This window comes from Pseudoalteromonas sp. Xi13, from assembly GCF_003952205.1.
GTDB lineage: Bacteria > Pseudomonadota > Gammaproteobacteria > Enterobacterales > Alteromonadaceae > Pseudoalteromonas > Pseudoalteromonas atlantica.
The window spans coordinates 2,903,811-2,922,602 of the sequence record NZ_CP034439.1; the positions used below are offsets into that span (position 1 = coordinate 2,903,811).

The window sequence follows — 18,792 nt, forward strand, 5'->3', positions numbered from 1 at the left end:
GTGTAAACGGATTTAATGTTGGGAAGTTAAATTATGGCAAGTGCTTTTTTTATTAATCTACAAACACTGTATGTTGGAAGGAAAACCATGAAGTGTGTTTTTTTTAGTGTTATCGCTATTACCATGATCAGCTTTAATGCTGTTGCGTTAGATGTTAAACAACGTTTTGATCACCTTGATGCCAATAAAAGCGGCTTCTTAACAGAAGACGAATTAGAGCCACAGCCTCAGCTACTCAGCACCTTTACTCGCTGGGATAAAAACCAAGACAAACAAATCTCGCTTCTTGAGTTTAAAGACTATTTAACCAATAACCTTTACTGAGTATAAGTATGAAGACCGTAAGCTATTTAGCGCTTGTTGCGCTGGGCCTTTTTAGCGATGTAAGCCTTGGCCAAAGTACAGAAGTTGCCGATAAATTTGAAAAGTTTGACCGTAACCACGATGGCTTTTTAACCCGTTCAGAAACTGCCATTGACCCCGCCCTTTGGTCGCGTTTTTCAAGTTATGATAAAGATAAAGACGGCAGACTTACCCTTTCGGAATATGGCATATACGCCAGTAAGTAACTCTTTTTTATAAGCGTAAGCGCTAAATTTTTAACAGCCCTTACGCTTTTAAGCTATCTACCTCAACATATTGGTATTCTAAAAGTGAGTTTGCTAGTGTTATTTTACTAACAATAAAAAATAACCAACTTATGCAACTCAAAAAACTATTTAACCCACTACTGCTTGCCGGCTTATTTGTAAGCAGCACTGCGATTGCGCAAACGCAGGTCATTTACAACGCTAATGGTTACACTCCCTTATACCAAGGTGGTATACAAACGTTTTCTACTTTAGTGATTAAAAACGGTAAAGTTGTTAAAACTGGAGATGATACGCTTAAAAACATTTTTCCTGATGCCAAACTTATTGATGCCAAAGGTAATACGTTACTGCCAGGGTTGATTGACGCTCACGGGCATGTAATTGGCCTTGGTGATAACTTATCGCAACTTGATGTACGCGGCGCTAAATCGGTCGCTGAAATAACCACAAAGCTAGAACAATTTGCGAAAAATAAACAAGGCTGGATATTAGGGCGAGGCTGGAACCAAGAGCTGTGGAGCGACACGCGCTTTCCTACCGCCAAAGACTTAGACAAAGTAGTCAATGACCGTCCAGTGGTACTTTCGCGCGTTGACAGCCATGCAATTTGGGTTAACAGCAAAGCCTTAGAGCTGGCCGGTATTACCGCAGCCACTCAAGCCCCTGACGGCGGCGAGATTATTAAAGATGAATTTGGGAATCCAACCGGTATTTTTGTTGATAAGGCCGAGTCGTTAATTACCCAGCATATGAGCGCTCCTTCAAAACAAGCTATAAGCGACTCGTTAGATGCCGCAGGCGCACATTTATTAAGCTTAGGCATTACCTCTACTCACGATGCCGGTATCGATAAAACCACCTGGGAAGTTTACAAAGAGCGCAGCGAGCAAGGTAATTTGCCACTAAGAATAGTCGCCATGCTAAGTGCTGCTAGCCCCGATTTAAAGCACATGCTTAAGGCAGGGCGCTATCAAGATGCAGCATCGTTTATGTCTATCCGCAGTGTAAAAGTATATGCCGATGGCGCATTAGGCTCGCGCGGGGCTGCGCTAATTGATGACTACGCAGATAGAAAAAACCACCACGGCCTAATGCTAGAAACCCAAGCTAAGCTTGAAGAATTATTTACTTTAAGCTTTAAAAATGGCTTTAGCGCCAACACTCATGCAATTGGTGATAAGGCAAATAAAGTGGTACTTGATGCGTATCAAAACGTGTTTAAGCAAACGGGCGGTATGTTACTGCGTAACCGTATTGAACACGCGCAAATAGTCACCCCTGATGACATTCCGCGTTTTAAAGCTCTTAAAATCATTCCATCTATGCAGCCTGTGCATGCCACCTCAGATATGCATATGGCTCAGCAGCGCTTAACCGATAACCAATTACAAGGCGCATATGCATGGCAAACATTTTTAAAGCAAGGCTCTGTGATTGCAGCAGGCTCTGACTACCCAGTAGAGCTGGCAAACCCTTTTGATGGCTTGTATTCAGCCATTACCCGTATGGATCATAATATGCTGCCTGAGAACGGCTGGCGCGCAAGCGAAGTGCTAAGCCGCGAACAAGCCCTAAGAGCGTTTACACTCGGCGGCGCGTATGCAGCGCACCAAGAGTTTAAAATAGGCAGCTTAGAAAACGGAAAATGGGCAGACTTTATTTTAATAGACAAAGACTATTTTAAAGCTCCTGTCGATGAGATTTATAAAACACAGGTTTTACAAACTTGGGTAGCTGGAGAATTACGCTATGAAAAAGAAATCGAAGAAGAGAAAATAGATTAAGCCTAAAAAAGGGAATGCTTATGCATTCCCTTTTTCAATATTAACTTTAGGCTGTCGGTAGAGCTTTATAATATGGTACATATTTACCAGCGCTAATAAGCCATTAGTAAACGCAACAGGCACTGCACCAATAGCCACACCGTAAATAGTAAATACAATACAACCAAACATATTATACCAACGCAGTTTTACTACATCGGTCATTGTTAACGATGCAACCAAGAAAGCTGATGCAATATAACCTAAATATTCCCAACTCAATTGTTCTCTCCTACCCTTTAGGTTAGCATTACGCTAATGCTAACGTGTGGCACTTGTCAGTGTTACAACGTTTAATACCAATGCGCAATAATACCCAATCATTTTGTGGGGCTAAACGTGTCGCTACCTGCGTTAAAAAATACTCATTTACGACTGCATGAATGCAGAGCAATGCAGGAGCAATTGCCGAGAACGACTAAATAGCGAATTTTTTGCCTAGCTATCAACCCGTTTTCCTAGCCTTAAAATTGATCACTTAATTAGGCTGATTGGTATAAAATAAAAAAACTAACTTGCTTAAAAAACCTTAAAAAGTATATTGGTTGTAGCCAATAGCTTCCTAAATCATTACACGGGAAATGAAGGTATTACGTACTTAGCAAGGCTAAATACAGTAGCAAGTTAGCGTAAATTCTTAGAGCCTTAATAATATCGTCATTAAGGTGTAATAAATAGGACAATTGTCCGAAGAGCATATTGATGTTTCAATACCATTTTTCTAGTTACCTTGTTGAACAATTACTCACTTTTGCAGGGAGTAGCTATCAACAATCAAAAAAAGAAGTGCTGATCCACCAAGATCAACCACTTAGTAAACTTGTGCTGGTGCGCAGCGGTACTATTTCATTTAGTTATGACGTAGGTAACGGACGCCGCCTATTATTGGGCCAATTAGATTGCAACAACACCCTAATTGGTGAAATAGAAGCATTAAACAATAACCCATGTATTTATACGGTCACCTGTTTTAGCGATGTAACCTATAATTTAATAGAGCTTCGCCACTGGCGAGCATTACTACTCGAAAAGCCAGAGCTGAGCTTATATACCGCGCAAACCATTGCGGCTAAGTTTCAAGAAAACCAAAAAATTAATTTAGATAAGTTACTGCTGCCTTTAAGCTACAACATAGCTAAAGACTGCTTACTACGCGCCGAGAACAATAACCCAACGCTACTGCGCGCATACCCAACCGTTAACGCCGAAGCAGAGCGCTTTGCAACCACTGAGCGAGCTTATCGTCGCGTAGTTACCGAGCTTGTTGAAAAAGGCTTAGTGCAGCGCAGCTCCCATGGGCTAAAAGCGGTCGATACTCAAAGTTTAAGTGATTACGTAGACAGTTTTGCGCAGCTGTAAAAAAACAGACACAAAAAAAGGCCGTAATGGCCTTTTTTAGTTTTTGTGGTATTTATTAGCACTGTGCTATAGCAATCATTTATTTAAAACGAGTACACAAACATGCCCCCGCGCAAATAAACTCCTACTTAACGCTTAGGCAATTACTTATCTAATAAAATATCTTGGATATTTACTAAATCAGATTTACCTTCAATTATTTCATCTGGCGTTAAACCCGATAACTCATGCGGGAACACTAACCACTCTTCTGACTCATGAATAAAGTAATCTGGCACCATCTCTACTTTTGAGTTTTTAGGCTTATAGTACGGACATGCCACACGAATATCGCGTGGTAAGTTTAAGCGCATAAGCTCAGAAAGCTTTTCTTTTAGTGCAAATATACTGCGGCCAGAATCAAACACATCATCAACAATAAGCAGTGAGTCACCTGCATTAGCGTTTTCTACAATGTAGTGTAGGCCGTGTACTTTTATTTCTTTAGATTGCTTGCCAATACCGTAATAAGACGACGTACGCACCGCAATGTGATCAGTCTCAATGCCTTTGTAATCGTAGTATTCTTGCACAGCAATACCAATAGGTGCACCACCTCGCCAAATACCAATTATAAAGTCTGGACGAAAGCCATCTTTATAAACTTGTGCCGCTACGCGGAATGAATCTTCAAGTAGCTGTTGAGCTGTGATGTAGCACTTATCTGACATAGTTTAGAACCCCAGTGGTGAGTATAACATTTGAGTGTAGGCACTTTAGCCAATAATTAAACACCCAAACAGGTATTGGCGAAGGATTTTACCGTAAATAAAAATAAATTGCTTGCCTGCAAATAGCAAAATAGGCACCAATTGGTGCCTATTTTATGTATTAAACGCCTAGTTACGTACTATTAAGCTTTTTCTAACAATGTACGTGCCACTGTGCGCATACCTTGCGTAGTTGCACCTGCAGCCCATTGGCTAGTGCTACCCATATTAAATGCTGCAGCTAAATCAATGTGTACCCAACCTTTACCATCGTTTGGTACAAAGCGAGATAAAAAGCCTGCTGCATTTGATGCGCCGCCGTAACCGCCACCTTTTTGAGCGCGGCTATTTGCCGTATCAGCATATGGAGATGGGCAGTTTTGCTGGTGCCATTTTTCAAGCGGAAGAGGCCATGCAGCTTCCATTTCTTGCGATGCAAAGTCTTCTACTTCGCGTACCAGCTCTTTATCAAGGGCAAATAATGCGTTGTACTCTTGACCTACAGCAACGAGTGCAGCACCGGTTAGTGTTGCCGCATCGATAATTAGCTCTGCGCCAGTTTCGCCTGCAGCCATTAGGCCATCAGCAAGCACTAAACGCCCTTCAGCATCGGTGTTTACAATTTCAACGGTTGTGCCATTTTTGTAGGTTAAAATATCACCTAGCTTGTAAGCGTGGCCCGAAATTAAGTTCTCTGCACAGCATAAAAATAGCTTAATGCGTTTTTCTATACCGCGATTAATAGCCAGTGCTAAACCCGCTGTTACCGTTGCCGCGCCACCCATATCGCACTTCATTCCTAGCATACCTTCGCTAGATTTAATTGAGTAACCGCCAGAGTCAAACGTAATACCTTTACCTACAAGCGCTGCGCTTACCGGTGCGCTTTGATCGCCTGTTGGGTTGTAATCAAGCTCAAGTAAAACAGGTGGGCGCTCAGAGCCACGGCCTACAGCATGAATACCAATCCACTGTTGCTCTAATAACGCATCGCCTTTAATAATTTGGTAGCTTACGTGTTCAGGCGCTAACGATTGAATAAATTCGGCGGCTTTTTCAGCAAGGCTCTCAGGGTAAATGTCATCGGCTGTGCCGTTTACCATTTCTCGTGCCCACGTAGCTGAGGCTTTTAAATGCGCAAGCTCGTTTAGATCTGATTGTGCGTTATCAACAAATTCAACACCATGTAATGATTTAGGTGTTACAAACCCTTGGTAAAAAGCCCATTGGCTTTCTGTGCACCATGTATCGCCCGCAAGCTCAACCTGTTTAACACCTTGGCTTGCAATTGTTCGCGCCGCTTTTTGAACATTTTTTAATGTTTCTTGCTCAGATAAATGAACCGTTGCGCCTTGCTCGTTAAAAGACAACGCCGCGTTTTCGCCCCAATGGCTTGGTGCTGCTTGCTCGCTTAGTTGAACAACAAATTTTTCACTCATGTTAGAATACCCTTACACTTAAATGTGCCACCGAGTTTACTATAGTGAGTACAAGTTCCCAACAGCTTGAGATAAATAACATAAACCAACGCATCTGCAGCGTTTAGCATTGGAATTTAAATGAAATACACCCCAGCTTTACAGCCCGCCACGTTATTAAAACGCTATAAACGCTTTTTAGCCGACCTCCAACTTAACGATGGAACTGAATTTACCGCCCACTGCGCCAACACCGGTAAAATGACAGGTTGCGCAGAGCCTGGCTTTAGCGCTTATTATTCAACCAGCGATAACAGTAAACGAAAATACCCTCAGTCGTTAGAGCTCACTCAAAACTCCCTCTCGCAGTTAATATGCGTTAATACCGCCGTGGCAAATAAAGTGGTCGAAGAGGCTATCAACAACCAGGTTATTACAGAGCTTAACGGGTATGAGCAGCTTCAAAGTGAAGTAAAATACGGCAGCGAAAACAGCCGTATCGACTTTTTGCTCACCAGCGACAATAAACCCACTTGCTATGTAGAGGTAAAGTCAGTCACCTTGTTAAGCGAAACCGCACCACAAAGTGGGCAAGGTTACTTTCCGGATGCGCAAACCGTGCGTGGGCAAAAACACATTCGCGAATTAATAGAAATGATCGAACAAGGCCACCGCGCAGTATTACTGTTCGCTGTTTTGCACCAAGGTATTAATATTGTGAGTGCAGCAAGCCACATAGATAAAAAATACAGCGACTTATTAAACCACGCGATCAAAAAAGGCGTGGAGGTATACGCTTATAAGGCATCTATTTCACCAAGTGAAGTAACGCTTAATGAGAAAGTAGCCTTTAAATAAAAAATTTAACTTGCTTTTAAACTTTATGCCCATATAACTAGGCAAGTTTAAATACCGAAATAACGATTAATAAAGCATCAAAATCAAAATATGAGCCTTTTTAGTCAACACACTGGTTGAAGCTAATTCGATTAATTAAAAAATAAATTTGCCTAGGGTATAAGATTCTGCTATTTATACCGCCGGCTAATGCTGAGGCATTAAATTAAGGATTTAGGAGAGAGTTATGCCAGACCAACAAAGACATGGTTTATTGGCTCAAGCCGGTTTAGAACCATACCAAGAAAAGCCGGGCGAAGAGTATATGAATGAAGCACAACGTGCTCATTTTAAAGCGATTTTAGAAGCGTGGCGTAACGACTTACGTAATGAAGTTGACCGCACGAAATCGCATATGCAAGACGAAGCTGCCAACTTTCCTGATCCAGTTGACCGCGCTGCGCAAGAAGAAGAGTTCTCTTTAGAACTTCGTACTCGCGACCGCGAACGTAAACTGATCAAAAAAATTGAAAAAACAATTATCTTAATTAAAGAAGATGATTTTGGCTTTTGTGAGTCATGCGGAATCGAAATTGGTATTCGTCGTTTAGAGGCGCGTCCAACTGCAGATTTATGCGTAGACTGTAAAACCCTTGCAGAAATTAAAGAAAAACAAGCTGGGCGCGGTTAATTAAAATTAGTTAACTATGCCTCCTACAGCCGTTACCACGCCAAAGCGTGACTATCGCGGTCGATTTGCACCGTCTCCTTCTGGGCCACTTCACTTTGGCTCACTTGTGGCGGCTGTGGGCAGCTACCTTGATGCTAAAGTAAATCAGGGTAAATGGTTAGTGCGCATTGAAGATATAGACACCACCCGCGTGGTTAAAAATGCCGACACCCATATTCTAAATACCTTACAAGCCTACGGCCTTTACTGGGACGAATCCGTTGTTTATCAAACTCAGCGCCTACCTCTTTATCAAGAGCTAACAAATAAGCTGATCCACCAACAATGTGTATATGGTTGTCGCTGTTCTCGCAAACAAATAAAAGCCATGGGTGGCATTTACCAAGGTCACTGCAAAACGCTTAACTTATCAACAGAGCAAGGCGCACTTCGTCTTAGCCAACAGCACCCAACATGCCATTTTAACGATTTGATTCAAGGCGATATTACTGTAAATAGTGCATTAGCCCATGAAGATTACATAATAAAGCGCAGTGACGGATTATTTGCCTACCAACTAGTGGTGGTTATTGATGACATTGAGCAAGGTATTAATCGTGTGGTACGTGGCGCCGATTTAATCGAGCCTACAGCACGGCAAATAAGTTTATTTAAACAGCTTAATGCGCCCATTCCCCAATACGCACATTTACCCCTTGCGGTGGCCGAGCCTGGTTTTAAACTCTCTAAACAAAATTATGCGCCCGCTATTAGCACAGATAACCCAAAACCCGCGCTTATCGATGCGTTTGAATTTTTAAACTTACCTGTGCATAGCCAATTGAATGATTTATCTGTAGAGCAATTAATGGCGTGGGCTATTAACGAATTTAGCTTAACAGCGGTGCCAAACATACCCGAAATTCAAATTTCGCAAGGTCAGCATCCAAACAGCACTAAATTTACGCATTTAAGCAAATAAAAAACTTAAAAACGGCTTAATTTCAGTCCATCAACTTAATTTTTATACCGCGCTGGTATATGATAGCCGCCTAAATAGAGGCTATTTACAATAAATACAAAGCACCGCACTATAATACCTAATTTATGTGCTTTTTGATTGCGATGACCAGCCAATCATCATTTCTGTAGGAGACAGATTATTATTTCCAAGCTTTTTCAATTTTGCAGGCAAATAATCGGCCCAAATGCCGATGTGCAAAGCACTCAAACAAGTGATGAACCGGTTGTTGTAACACGCGGCGAACATGGTATTTCACGTAAACAATTTAGCCCAAATGCAATCAAAGTACTTTACCGTTTAAAAGACGGTGGTTACGACGCTTACCTTGTAGGTGGTTGTATTCGCGATATATTGTTAGGTCAACAACCAAAAGACTTTGACGTTGTTACCAATGCCACCCCAGAGCAAGTTAAAAAACTATTTAGAAATTGCCGCCTAATTGGTCGTCGTTTTCGCTTAGCACATATTGTTTTTGGTCGCGAAATTATAGAAGTAGCCACCATGCGCGGGCACCACGAAGCGCAAGAAGACAAAAACCAAATTAGCCAATCAAGCGAGCACGGGCAGTTACTGCGCGATAACGTGTTTGGTAGCATTGAAGAAGACGCCGAGCGCCGTGATTTTTCTATCAACGCGCTGTATTACTCTATTAACGATTTTTGTATATACGATTACGCCAATGGCTTAGCGGCTATACAAGCAAAACAAATTGAGTTAATTGGCGACCCAGAAACACGCTACCGCGAAGACCCTGTACGTATGCTACGTGCGGTACGCTTTGCAACTAAGCTTGATATGAGCATAGCGCCAAAAAGCGAAAAGCCAATTACTGCGCTTGCCAGCCTACTTGATAACATACCGCCAGCGCGTTTATTTGAAGAAGTTCTAAAGCTGTTTTTAAACGGTAAAGCCGAAGCTAACTATTTAATGCTACGCCAATACGGCTTATTTAAGTCGTTATTTCCGGTGCTTGATAAAATTTTAGATAAAAACCCTGACGGCTTAGAAGCGGCGTTTATTCAGCAAATGTTTCAAAACACCGATAAACGCATAAATGCAGATAAAAAAGTAACGCCTGCGTTTATATTTGCTGCTTTAATGTGGTTTCCGCTGCTTGAGCGCACAACTAAAATTAAACAACAAGAACAGCTGTCTTACTTTGATGCCTTTGCTCAAGCCATGAATAAAGTACTGAGCGAAAATGCCCAGCATATTGCAGTACCTAAACGCTTTACCTTAGGCGCACGCGACATTTGGCATATACAGCAACGTTTAGATAAACGTGCCGGCCAACGCGCTTACAGACTTACCCAGCAGCCACGATTTAAAGCCGCTTATGACTTTTTATTATTACGTGTTGATGCCGGTGAGCACCAACATAGTGAGCTTGCCCAGTGGTGGACACAATACTTGAGCCTAGATATTAATGGCCAAAAAGAAATGGTAAAAAACCTAGGCCACCAAGGTGGGCCAAAACCACGTAAACGTCCGCGCCGCCGCACCACTAAAAAGCCAGCTGAGTAATTGCATGCAGTGTGTATATTTGGGTTTAGGTGCCAACCTAAACTCACCCAAAGAGCAGCTTGATAACGCCGTTTGTGCGCTTAAAAAGCTGCCTCATTGTGAATTTATAAGTGTATCGCATTACTATGCAAGTAAACCAATGGGCCCACAAGATCAACCCGACTATGTAAATGCCGTAGCGTGTATTAAAACCGCGCTTGAACCTGAGCAATTACTTGATTTAACTCAAGCCATAGAGCTTGAACATGGGCGGGTAAGAAAAGCCGAACGTTGGGGGCCGCGTACGCTCGATATAGATACCTTACTGTTTGGTCAGCAAGTGATTAATACCCAGCGCTTAACTGTGCCACATTATGGCCTGTGCGAACGTGAGTTTGTAGTTTACCCTTTACTTGAGCTTGCCCCAGAACTGATTTTACCAAGCGGCATTGCATTAAAAACCATTGCGCAAGACTTACCGCTCAACGACTTACAACAATTACCTCTGTAATTAACCAAGGCTTATGCCTGCGAGGATATTATGTCTAAAATAACCGTTTCTACTTTAAATAAAATGAAAGCAGAAAATAACAAAATCACCGCATTAACCGCTTACGATGCCAGTTTTGCTAAGTTATTTCATGATAACGGTGTGGACGTTATTTTAGTTGGCGACTCTTTGGGCATGGTGCTGCAAGGTGGCGACGATACCCTAGGCGTAACCAATCAAGATATAGCCTATCATACCCGCTGTGTACGCGGTGGCAGCCGTGAGCTTTTTGTTATAGCCGATATGCCCTTTATGAGCTATTCAAACGTTAGCGACACCTGTAAAAATGCAGCAGAGTTAATGCGTGCAGGCGCTAATATGGTAAAACTTGAAGGCGGTGAATGGCTTTACGACAGCATTAAAAGTTTAACGCAGCAAGGTATTCCAGTTTGTGGCCATTTAGGATTAACGCCGCAATCAGTACACGTATTTGGTGGCTTTAAAATTCAAGGCCGCGAAGACGACAAAGCACAAAAAATGATTGATGATGCAAAAGCGCTAGAAGCCGCAGGTGCCCAATTATTAGTGCTTGAGTGTATCCCAAGTGCGCTCGCTAAACGCATTACCGATGCCGTCACCATTCCTACCATAGGTATTGGCGCTGGTAATGTAACGGATGGCCAAATACTGGTAATGCACGACTTAGTCGGTATTTCGGCAGGGTACATTCCTAAATTTTCTAAAAACTTTTTACTGGAAACTGGCAACATGCCAGATGCAGTTAAAAAATATTGTTCAGACGTTAAAAGTGGCGCATTTCCAAGCGCCGAACATGAGTTTAAATAATGCAGTCAATTACTGAAATTAAATCATTACGTAGTCAAATTAAAGCTTGGCGCCAAGCAGGTTTAAGCGTGGCTTTAGTGCCAACCATGGGCAACTTGCACCGCGGCCACTTTTCATTGGTTGAAAAGGCAAAAACAATGGCCGATAAAGTGGTTGTGAGTATTTTTGTCAACCCAATGCAATTTGGTGCCAACGAAGATTTAGATAGCTACCCGCGTACATTAAACGAAGACAAACAAGGCTTAGCCGACTTAAACACCGATATTGTGTTTACCCCAAGCGTAGACACCATTTACCCAAATGGGCTTGGTGAGCAAAGCTTTGTAGATGTACCAGGCGTATCTATGGGGTATTGTGGCGGCACGCGCCCAGGACACTTTAGAGGCGTTGCCACAGTAGTGACTAAGTTATTTAATTTAGTACAACCAGATTATGCATGCTTTGGCGAAAAAGACTTTCAGCAGCTGCAAGTGATTAAAACCATGGTACGCGATTTATCAATTCCGGTTGAAATTGTTGGTGTACCGACCATGCGTGAAGTTTCAGGCCTAGCTATGAGCTCGCGAAATGGCTATTTATCTGCAGAGCAAAAAGCCACGGCTACCGCATTATTTAAAACACTAAACAGTTGCGCTGAGCAGCTCAAAGCAGGCAATACCGATTACAAAGCACTTGAGCAAAGCGCACAGCTTAGTTTAGAGCAAGCCGGCTTAAAGCCTGATTATTTTGAGATAGCTCAACGAGATACATTAAAAGCTGCTACACTTGATGATACACAACTTGTTATTTTAGCTGCCGCCTTTTTAGGCAATGTTAGATTAATCGACAACTTACAAGTTGAGATTTAACAAAAGCGCAGTTCAACGTTAAGGATAAGCATGCAAACATTTATTAAAACGAGTGCCCTCGCCCTTTCATTTTCATTGTTAGCAGCTTGCCAAAATCAAGTGAAAAACCCTGAGTTAAACCAATGCGCACAACAAAACTATCAGTGCGAAAATAGTTGCGATCAGCAATCGGTTGACAAAGGGTTAAAACAGCAAGTGTGCTCTGCCAAATGTGTAGAGAGCTATAATCAGTGTAAAGCACAAGCGCAAAAGCTGACTGATCTGTAATCGCTTTTAGTAAGTTAGTCTGTTTTACGTTTTAAAATTTTACACACAAAAAAACCGCTCATTGAGCGGTTTTTTTATTGGTTGGGCTTAAATTATAAACCTAACTTTTTAAGCTCTGCTTCTACTAACTTAGCAGATAGTGGTACGTAACCATCTTTTTCAACGATTTTTTGACCGTCTTTAGAAAGTACCATTTTTAAGAACTCAGCTTCAATTGGAGAAAGCGGCTTATTAGGGTGCTTGTTCACGTAAACGTATAAGAAACGAGAAAGTGGGTATTTACCTTTAGCAACATTATCAAGCGTTGCATCTACGTAGTTAGTGCCTTTTTTAGATAAAGGAACCGTACGTACACCCGACGTTTTGTAACCAATGCCTGAGTAACCAATCGCGTTTAATGACGATGAGATTGATTGTACAACAGAGGCTGAACCTGGTTGCTCATTTACGTTGTTACGAAAGTCACCTTTACACAGTGCTTTCTTTTTAAAGTAACCGTAAGTACCTGATACAGAGTTACGTCCGTATAATTGGATGTCTTTTGCAGCCCAGTCCCCTGTTAGGCCAACATCGCTCCAGCGGTTAACTTGCTCAGACGCACCACATTTACGAGTAGATGAAAAAATAGCATCTACTTGGTCAATACGTAAGCCTTCAATTGGGTTATCTTTGTGTACAAATACCGCTAATGCATCAATCGCTACACGCACTTCTGTAGGCTTGTAACCGTAGCGTTTTTCGAACGCTTCGATTTCTTTTGATTTCATTTTACGGCTCATAGGACCCATGTTAGAGGTGCCTTCAGTAAGCGCTGGTGGAGCAGTAGACGAACCTGCCGCTTGAATTTGAATATTTACATTTGGGTAAATACGTTTGTACTCTTCAGCCCAAAAAGTCATCATGTTAGCTAAAGTATCAGAGCCTACAGATGAAAAGTTACCTGAAACGCCGTTAATTTTTTGATATTCAGGAATTGCGTCGTCAAGAGCAACAGCCTGTGCAGATACTAATGTTGTAACAGCCACACCCATTGCGGCAACTAAGTTTTTAAATTTCATGCGGGGTTCTCCGATTTGTTCGTCCCATTTCCTAACTGTCGTCTACTGTAAAGTGAGTAGATGACAGTTACATTACTCTTAAATGACACTTTTATGACTTTGCTTTTTATTGCCCTTAACTTGCTAAGTTAACAAGCTTATCCTTTGAAAAGTCGAAAGAAAAACACGAGCCTTTACCAAGCTCACTGCTTATATTTAATTTGCTATCGTGACGTGTAAGCACATGTTTAGTAATTGCTAAGCCTAAACCTGAGCCACCGGTTGTGCGACTCCTTGCTTTATCTACGCGGTAAAAGCGCTCAGTTAAACGATTTATATGCTCTGGTGCAATACCATCGCCATTATCATTTACACTAAAGTGCGCAAGCCCCTCTTTACGCTGCCAGGTAACAACAATTTTTCCGCCCGCTTTAGTGTAATGTATAGCGTTAAACACTAAATTAGAGAACGCACTGCGTAGCTCATCTTCAGAGCCTTTAATATCAAGCTCATTATCTATATCAAAAATAAGCTCATGGCCTTTGTCTTGGTTTATAGACTGCGCTTCGGTTTTAATGTAGTTGAGCATTTGCGGCACATTAATGGCTTTGTCGTTGTCTTGCCTGCGCGCCCCCTCAATACGCGAAAGAGATAAAAGCTGATTAACTAAGCTGTCCATACGCTTACATTGCTCAAGCATGGTATTTTGCGCTTTATTCCACATTGCAGGCGGTGGCATCATATCGCCATCCATCATCTCAAGGTAGCCAGTAACAACCGTAAGCGGCGTGCGCAGCTCATGTGATACATTGGCAACAAAGTCTTTGCGCATTTGCTCTAGCTGCTTTAGGCGTGTTACATCACGTACTACCACCATAAGCTGCGTGTTGGCATAGGGCATTACCCTAAATTCAAGCACTTGGTCAACAATATGCCCGTTATCAAGCTCTAATGGCTCTTCAAATTCACCGCGCAGCATGTACTTGGCAAATTTAGGTTCGCGTATTAGGTTATCTAGGCGCTGGCCATGATCGGTCGGCCATTGTAGCCCCAATACTTTAAGTGCAAGTTGGTTACACCAAACAATGCTTAAATCACTTTGCAACACCACTACGGCATCGGGTACGGCTTCAGCTCCATCGCGAAAGCGACGAATTAAATCGGCCAATTCATTGCGTTTTTTACGATTACGGTGCTGTAAATGATAAATGCCTTCAAATACTTGTTCCCACGCACCCTCGCCCTCTGGTGGGTTAAAGCTACGTTGATTTAAAAGCCAATCGCTTAAGCGATAAAGTTGATGATAATGCCAGACTAAAAGAGAAGAAGTGCCTAAAAATAAAAGCAAAAAAGGTGCACCAATAAGCACACCAACTAATAACAGGGGTAAAAAATAGATAAACAGACGTTTTACTAACGCCTGTTTATTAATAACTCGATACATATACTCACTTTACCTTTGAGTAGTAATTTATGCGTACTCACACCCTAGCTGCGGTACCTTATAATTTACTAGAAAAACGATAACCTGCACCACGTACTGTTTGTACTAAGCGATCATGCCCCAGCGGTGCAATCGCTTTGCGTAAACGACGTATGTGCACATCAACTGTACGGTCTTCTACGTACACATTAGTTCCCCAAACATGGTCAAGCAGTTGCTCACGGCTATAAACACGCTCTGGGTGAGTCATAAAAAAATGTAATAATCTAAATTCGGTTGGGCCCATATCAAGCTCGCTTCCCTCTGAGGTAACGCGGTGCGATATTGGGTCTAAACGCAAGCCATGTACTTCTATAGCTTCTTCTAATGAGGTAGGCGATACACGGCGAATAACCGCTTTAATACGAGCCATTAACTCTTTAGGAGAAAAAGGTTTAGTGACGTAGTCATCTGCCCCTACTTCTAGGCCGCGTACTTTGTCTTCTTCTTCGCCGCGGGCTGTAAGCATAATGATTGGAATTTGGCGTGTGTATTCACTTTGCTTAAATTGCTTAGCAATTTGAATACCGCTACCGCCTGGTAACATCCAATCGAGTAAAACCATATCTGGGTATGGTTCAACCATAGCTGCAATTGCAGAATCGTAATCTTCTGCTTCAATTGCTTGAAATCCATTTTGCTCTAAAACAAAAACTAACATCTCTCTGATAGGAGCTTCATCATCTACGACTAGTACTTTACGTGACATTCCAAATTATCTCTTACGCTATCGAATTAGTTTTCATTATTATGACTAAGTATGACATTTTTATGAAAGTGTAACGTGTAAATTAAAATCCTGATAAAAAAAACACAAAATAGTGACAAAAAACCTCATTAACGTCATATTTTTAAAACTATTTTGCAAATTACGGTTAATCAAAACATATTTACAAAAATATGACAGTTTTATTTCTAAGTAGATATTCATGGCGGGATCATTACTTAACTAACACAGTAAAAAACCAGGTACGAAACTGAGTTTGCACTGGAAGATGTCATTACGTGGTTAAAAATAGATCTGTTTTTTACTAAGCAGCCTATAAAAAGATCAGATTTTTACTAAGCCGATCGGGTTTGGGATCACGGTTATACTTAGTCAAACAACTAAGCACCTGATCTATTGTACAAATAAAAAACGATCTGATTGATTGAGCGCCTAACGTGGCGTAAATTTATGCGCTAGTTGGTAAATAAATGATCCAAATGCGGGGCGGTTAGTAAATCAGTGATCCCATTTTATTAAGTTGGTACAACAGTGATCCCAGTGCTTTGCGGTATAAAAAAACCAGCTGGATTACGCCAGCTGGTTTTTATAAAGGTATTTTTAATCAAAGATCATTATTTAATTTGTGGGTCTAACTCACCACTTAAATATTTAAGGTGCATGTCATCAAGTGAAATTGGCTTAATTTTACCTGCTTGACCAGCTGTACCAAACGCGTTGTAACGCGCAACACAAATCTCTGTCATTGCTTTAGTTGCTTCTGCTAGGTATTTACGCGGATCGAAGTTAGATGGGTTAAGCGCCATATGACGGCGAATAGCACCGGTAGAGGCCAGGCGTAAATCGGTATCAATATTTACTTTACGTACACCGTATTTGATCCCTTCTACAATTTGCTCAACAGGTACACCGTACGTTTCAGGAATTTCGCCACCGTATTGATTTATGATCTCTAACCACTCTTGTGGTACAGACGACGATCCGTGCATTACTAAGTGCGTGTTCGGGATACGTGCGTGAATTTCTTTAATACGATCAATCGCTAAAATGTCATCTGTGGGTGGGCGCGTAAATTTGTACGCACCGTGCGATGTACCACAAGCAATTGCCAAGGCATCAACATGGGTTTTATTTACAAAATCAGCGGCTTCTTCTGGGTCGGTAAGCATTTGATCAGTAGTTAGTTTACCTTCTGCGCCTACACCATCTTCTTCGCCCGCTTCACCGGTTTCAAGTGAGCCAAGTACACCTAGCTCGCCCTCTACCGATACACCACAAGCATGTGCCATAGCCACGGTTTCGCGTGTTACTTCTACATTATATTCGTAGCTTGATGGGGTTTTTCCGTCAGTCATTAATGAGCCATCCATCATAACTGATGAAAAGCCAAGTTGAATTGAGCGTTGGCAAACACCGGGTGAGGTACCGTGATCTTGGTGCATTACTACTGGAATGTGCGGCCATTCTTCAACGGCTGCTAAAATCATGTGGCGGATAAATGGAGCACCAGCATAAGCACGTGCGCCTGCTGATCCTTGAACAATTACTGGGCTGTTTGTTTTATCAGCCGCTTCCATTATTGCGCGCATTTGCTCTTGGTTATTCACGTTAAAGGCTGGAACGCCGTAACCGTGTTCAGCTGCATGATCTAAAAGTTGTCGCATACTGATTAAAGCCATTGGGTATTCTCCAATTTATCGACAGCAGTCTCCTGCCATCTAGTTTGAACGGATATGTTAGTTTGACGCAATCACTGCGCCACAAAATAAAGCAATTTACACTGCTTAGTTTTGTCTTAATTAACTATTAAATAAGGGTGAGAGGTATTTAATAATTAATCGTTGGTGAGGGTTTCCCCTCACCAAATGCGGCTAAAATTTATTATTTAGCGCGCGACTCTAGCATTTCTACTGCTGGAAGTTTTTTGCCTTCTAAAAACTCTAAGAACGCACCACCACCGGTAGAAATGTAAGATACTTTATCGGCAATGCCGTATTTATCAATTGCCGCTAAAGTGTCACCACCGCCTGCAATCGAAAACGCATTAGAGTTAGCAATTGCCTGGGCAATAGCACGTGTACCATTACCAAACTGATCAAACTCAAATACGCCAACTGGGCCATTCCATACAACAGTACCGGCGTTTGCAATAATTTTTGCAAGCTGGCTGGCTGTATCAGGGCCAATATCAAAAATCATGTCATCGCTTGTTACTTCGCTTACATCTTTAAGCGTAGCGACTGCAGAGTCTGAAAATTCATTACCTACTACAACATCGGTCGGTACCGGAATTTCACCATCGTTTGCTTTAGCTGCTGCACATAAACGATTTGCTTCATCCATTAAATCAGCTTCATAAAGTGATTTACCAACCGGATGACCCGCAGCTGCAATAAAGGTATTAGCAATACCGCCACCTGTTACAAGCTGATCTACAATCGTTGAAAGCGAGTCTAAAACAGTTAATTTAGTTGATACTTTAGAACCACCTACAATAGCCACTAATGGGCGTGCTGGGTTATCTAGTGCTTTACCTAGTGCTTCAAGTTCTGCTGATAATAACGGGCCAGCACAGGCAACATCTGCAAATAAGCCAACGCCATGAGTAGACGCTTGTGCGCGGTGAGCGGTGCCAAATGCATCCATTACATACACATCACACAGGGCAGCAAGTTGTTTTGATAAGGCTTCGTCGTTTTTCTTCTCGCCTTTATTAAATCGTACGTTTTCAAATACAACTACTTCGTTATCGGCAACTTCAACGCCGTTTAAGTAATCTTTTTCAAGGCGGACATTTTGCTCAAGTGCGTCGTTTAGGTAATCGGCTACAGGGGCAAGTGAAAATTCGTCATCGTACTCGCCTTCCGTAGGGCGGCCAAGGTGCGACATAACCATTACTTTAGCGCCTTTTTCAAGAGCTAGCTTAATAGTAGGTAGTGCAGCACGAATACGTGCATCTGAGGTCACTTTACCTGCTTTAACTGGTACATTTAAATCTTCACGAATTAATACGCGCTTGCCGTTTAAATCTAAATCTGCCATTTTTATGACCGACATAACATCTCCTTAGTTAACGATACTTGAACCTGAAAAATAAATTTTAAAATTATTATAAAAT

20 protein-coding genes are annotated in these 18,792 nt (G+C 41.9%); 12 read left to right on the forward strand and 8 right to left on the reverse strand.

Annotation, left to right across the window (positions count from 1 at the left end; translation table 11 throughout):
• The first annotated feature begins 87 nt into the window (after window positions 1-87).
• From EJ103_RS13040 to EJ103_RS13050, 3 genes are all read left to right on the forward strand, one after another.
• Window positions 88-324 (forward strand): calcium dependent protein, encoded by a 237-nt coding sequence (locus tag EJ103_RS13040; protein ID WP_024033183.1) that lies wholly within the window; start codon window positions 88-90, stop codon window positions 322-324.
• Between the two features lie 8 nt (window positions 325-332).
• Entirely contained in the window at window positions 333-569 is a 237-nt protein-coding gene (locus tag EJ103_RS13045) for a calcium-binding protein (protein WP_004586100.1), read from the forward strand.
• A 131-nt stretch (window positions 570-700) separates the two neighbouring features.
• Window positions 701-2,377 (forward strand): amidohydrolase, encoded by a 1,677-nt coding sequence (locus EJ103_RS13050; RefSeq protein WP_126008030.1) that lies wholly within the window; start codon window positions 701-703, stop codon window positions 2,375-2,377.
• An 18-nt stretch (window positions 2,378-2,395) separates the two neighbouring features.
• Here the strand turns inward: EJ103_RS13050 and EJ103_RS13055 are convergent, their stop codons facing one another.
• Complete coding sequence (locus EJ103_RS13055) at window positions 2,396-2,638, reverse strand: YgjV family protein (RefSeq protein WP_024033185.1); 243 nt, start codon at window positions 2,636-2,638, stop codon at window positions 2,396-2,398.
• Window positions 2,639-3,118: 480 nt separating this feature from the next.
• Here EJ103_RS13055 and EJ103_RS13060 point away from each other — a divergent pair, with 480 nt between their 5' ends.
• Window positions 3,119-3,775, forward strand: coding sequence for a Crp/Fnr family transcriptional regulator (locus EJ103_RS13060; protein ID WP_004586096.1), 657 nt, complete (start codon window positions 3,119-3,121; stop codon window positions 3,773-3,775).
• 143 nt (window positions 3,776-3,918) lie between these two features.
• On the opposite strand, the gene EJ103_RS13065 is transcribed toward EJ103_RS13060, so the two are convergent.
• The gene (locus tag EJ103_RS13065; RefSeq protein WP_004586095.1) at window positions 3,919-4,485 is read right to left on the reverse strand and encodes a phosphoribosyltransferase family protein; all 567 of its coding nucleotides are present in this window, start codon (window positions 4,483-4,485) and stop codon (window positions 3,919-3,921) included.
• Window positions 4,486-4,667: 182 nt separating this feature from the next.
• Window positions 4,668-5,963: an aminopeptidase PepB gene (gene pepB / locus EJ103_RS13070; RefSeq protein WP_126008032.1), complete on the reverse strand. Its 1,296-nt coding sequence runs from the start codon at window positions 5,961-5,963 to the stop codon at window positions 4,668-4,670.
• 120 nt (window positions 5,964-6,083) lie between these two features.
• Here pepB and sfsA point away from each other — a divergent pair, with 120 nt between their 5' ends.
• From sfsA to EJ103_RS13110, 8 genes are all read left to right on the forward strand, one after another.
• On the forward strand, window positions 6,084-6,800 hold the full coding sequence (gene sfsA / locus EJ103_RS13075; RefSeq protein WP_126008034.1) for a DNA/RNA nuclease SfsA: 717 nt from the start codon (window positions 6,084-6,086) through the stop codon (window positions 6,798-6,800).
• Window positions 6,801-7,026: 226 nt separating this feature from the next.
• Complete coding sequence (gene dksA / locus EJ103_RS13080; protein WP_004586092.1) at window positions 7,027-7,470, forward strand: RNA polymerase-binding protein DksA; 444 nt, start codon at window positions 7,027-7,029, stop codon at window positions 7,468-7,470.
• A 16-nt stretch (window positions 7,471-7,486) separates the two neighbouring features.
• A complete protein-coding gene (gene gluQRS, locus EJ103_RS13085; RefSeq protein ID WP_126008036.1) occupies window positions 7,487-8,431 on the forward strand; it encodes a tRNA glutamyl-Q(34) synthetase GluQRS in 945 nt (314 codons plus the stop codon).
• Window positions 8,432-8,647: 216 nt separating this feature from the next.
• Window positions 8,648-9,997, forward strand: coding sequence for a polynucleotide adenylyltransferase PcnB (gene pcnB, locus EJ103_RS13090; RefSeq protein ID WP_171036107.1), 1,350 nt, complete (start codon window positions 8,648-8,650; stop codon window positions 9,995-9,997).
• Between the two features lie 4 nt (window positions 9,998-10,001).
• Window positions 10,002-10,487, forward strand: a complete 486-nt coding sequence (gene folK, locus EJ103_RS13095; RefSeq protein ID WP_029773910.1) for a 2-amino-4-hydroxy-6-hydroxymethyldihydropteridine diphosphokinase — start codon at window positions 10,002-10,004, stop codon at window positions 10,485-10,487.
• 30 nt (window positions 10,488-10,517) lie between these two features.
• Window positions 10,518-11,312, forward strand: a complete 795-nt coding sequence (gene panB, locus EJ103_RS13100; protein ID WP_054982771.1) for a 3-methyl-2-oxobutanoate hydroxymethyltransferase — start codon at window positions 10,518-10,520, stop codon at window positions 11,310-11,312.
• Window positions 11,312-12,160 (forward strand): pantoate--beta-alanine ligase, encoded by an 849-nt coding sequence (panC, locus tag EJ103_RS13105; RefSeq protein WP_004586087.1) that lies wholly within the window; start codon window positions 11,312-11,314, stop codon window positions 12,158-12,160. The genes panB and panC overlap by 1 nt, the downstream gene beginning before the upstream one ends.
• A gap of 30 nt (window positions 12,161-12,190) precedes the next feature.
• Window positions 12,191-12,427: a hypothetical protein gene (locus tag EJ103_RS13110; RefSeq protein ID WP_126008037.1), complete on the forward strand. Its 237-nt coding sequence runs from the start codon at window positions 12,191-12,193 to the stop codon at window positions 12,425-12,427.
• A 92-nt stretch (window positions 12,428-12,519) separates the two neighbouring features.
• Here EJ103_RS13110 and EJ103_RS13115 read toward each other — a convergent pair whose 3' ends face one another.
• The 5 genes from EJ103_RS13115 to EJ103_RS13135 all read right to left on the reverse strand — a co-directional run bounded on the left by EJ103_RS13115 (window position 12,520) and on the right by EJ103_RS13135 (window position 18,731).
• Window positions 12,520-13,485, reverse strand: a complete 966-nt coding sequence (locus tag EJ103_RS13115; RefSeq protein ID WP_004586085.1) for a phosphate ABC transporter substrate-binding protein PstS family protein — start codon at window positions 13,483-13,485, stop codon at window positions 12,520-12,522.
• A gap of 115 nt (window positions 13,486-13,600) precedes the next feature.
• On the reverse strand, window positions 13,601-14,908 hold the full coding sequence (phoR, locus tag EJ103_RS13120) for a phosphate regulon sensor histidine kinase PhoR (protein ID WP_004586084.1): 1,308 nt from the start codon (window positions 14,906-14,908) through the stop codon (window positions 13,601-13,603).
• Window positions 14,909-14,966: 58 nt separating this feature from the next.
• A complete protein-coding gene (gene phoB, locus EJ103_RS13125; RefSeq protein ID WP_004586083.1) occupies window positions 14,967-15,656 on the reverse strand; it encodes a phosphate regulon transcriptional regulator PhoB in 690 nt (229 codons plus the stop codon).
• Window positions 15,657-16,288: 632 nt separating this feature from the next.
• Window positions 16,289-17,353, reverse strand: coding sequence for a class II fructose-bisphosphate aldolase (gene fba / locus EJ103_RS13130; protein WP_004586082.1), 1,065 nt, complete (start codon window positions 17,351-17,353; stop codon window positions 16,289-16,291).
• 202 nt (window positions 17,354-17,555) lie between these two features.
• Window positions 17,556-18,731: a phosphoglycerate kinase gene (locus tag EJ103_RS13135; protein ID WP_004586081.1), complete on the reverse strand. Its 1,176-nt coding sequence runs from the start codon at window positions 18,729-18,731 to the stop codon at window positions 17,556-17,558.
• Window positions 18,732-18,792 lie beyond the last annotated feature (61 nt).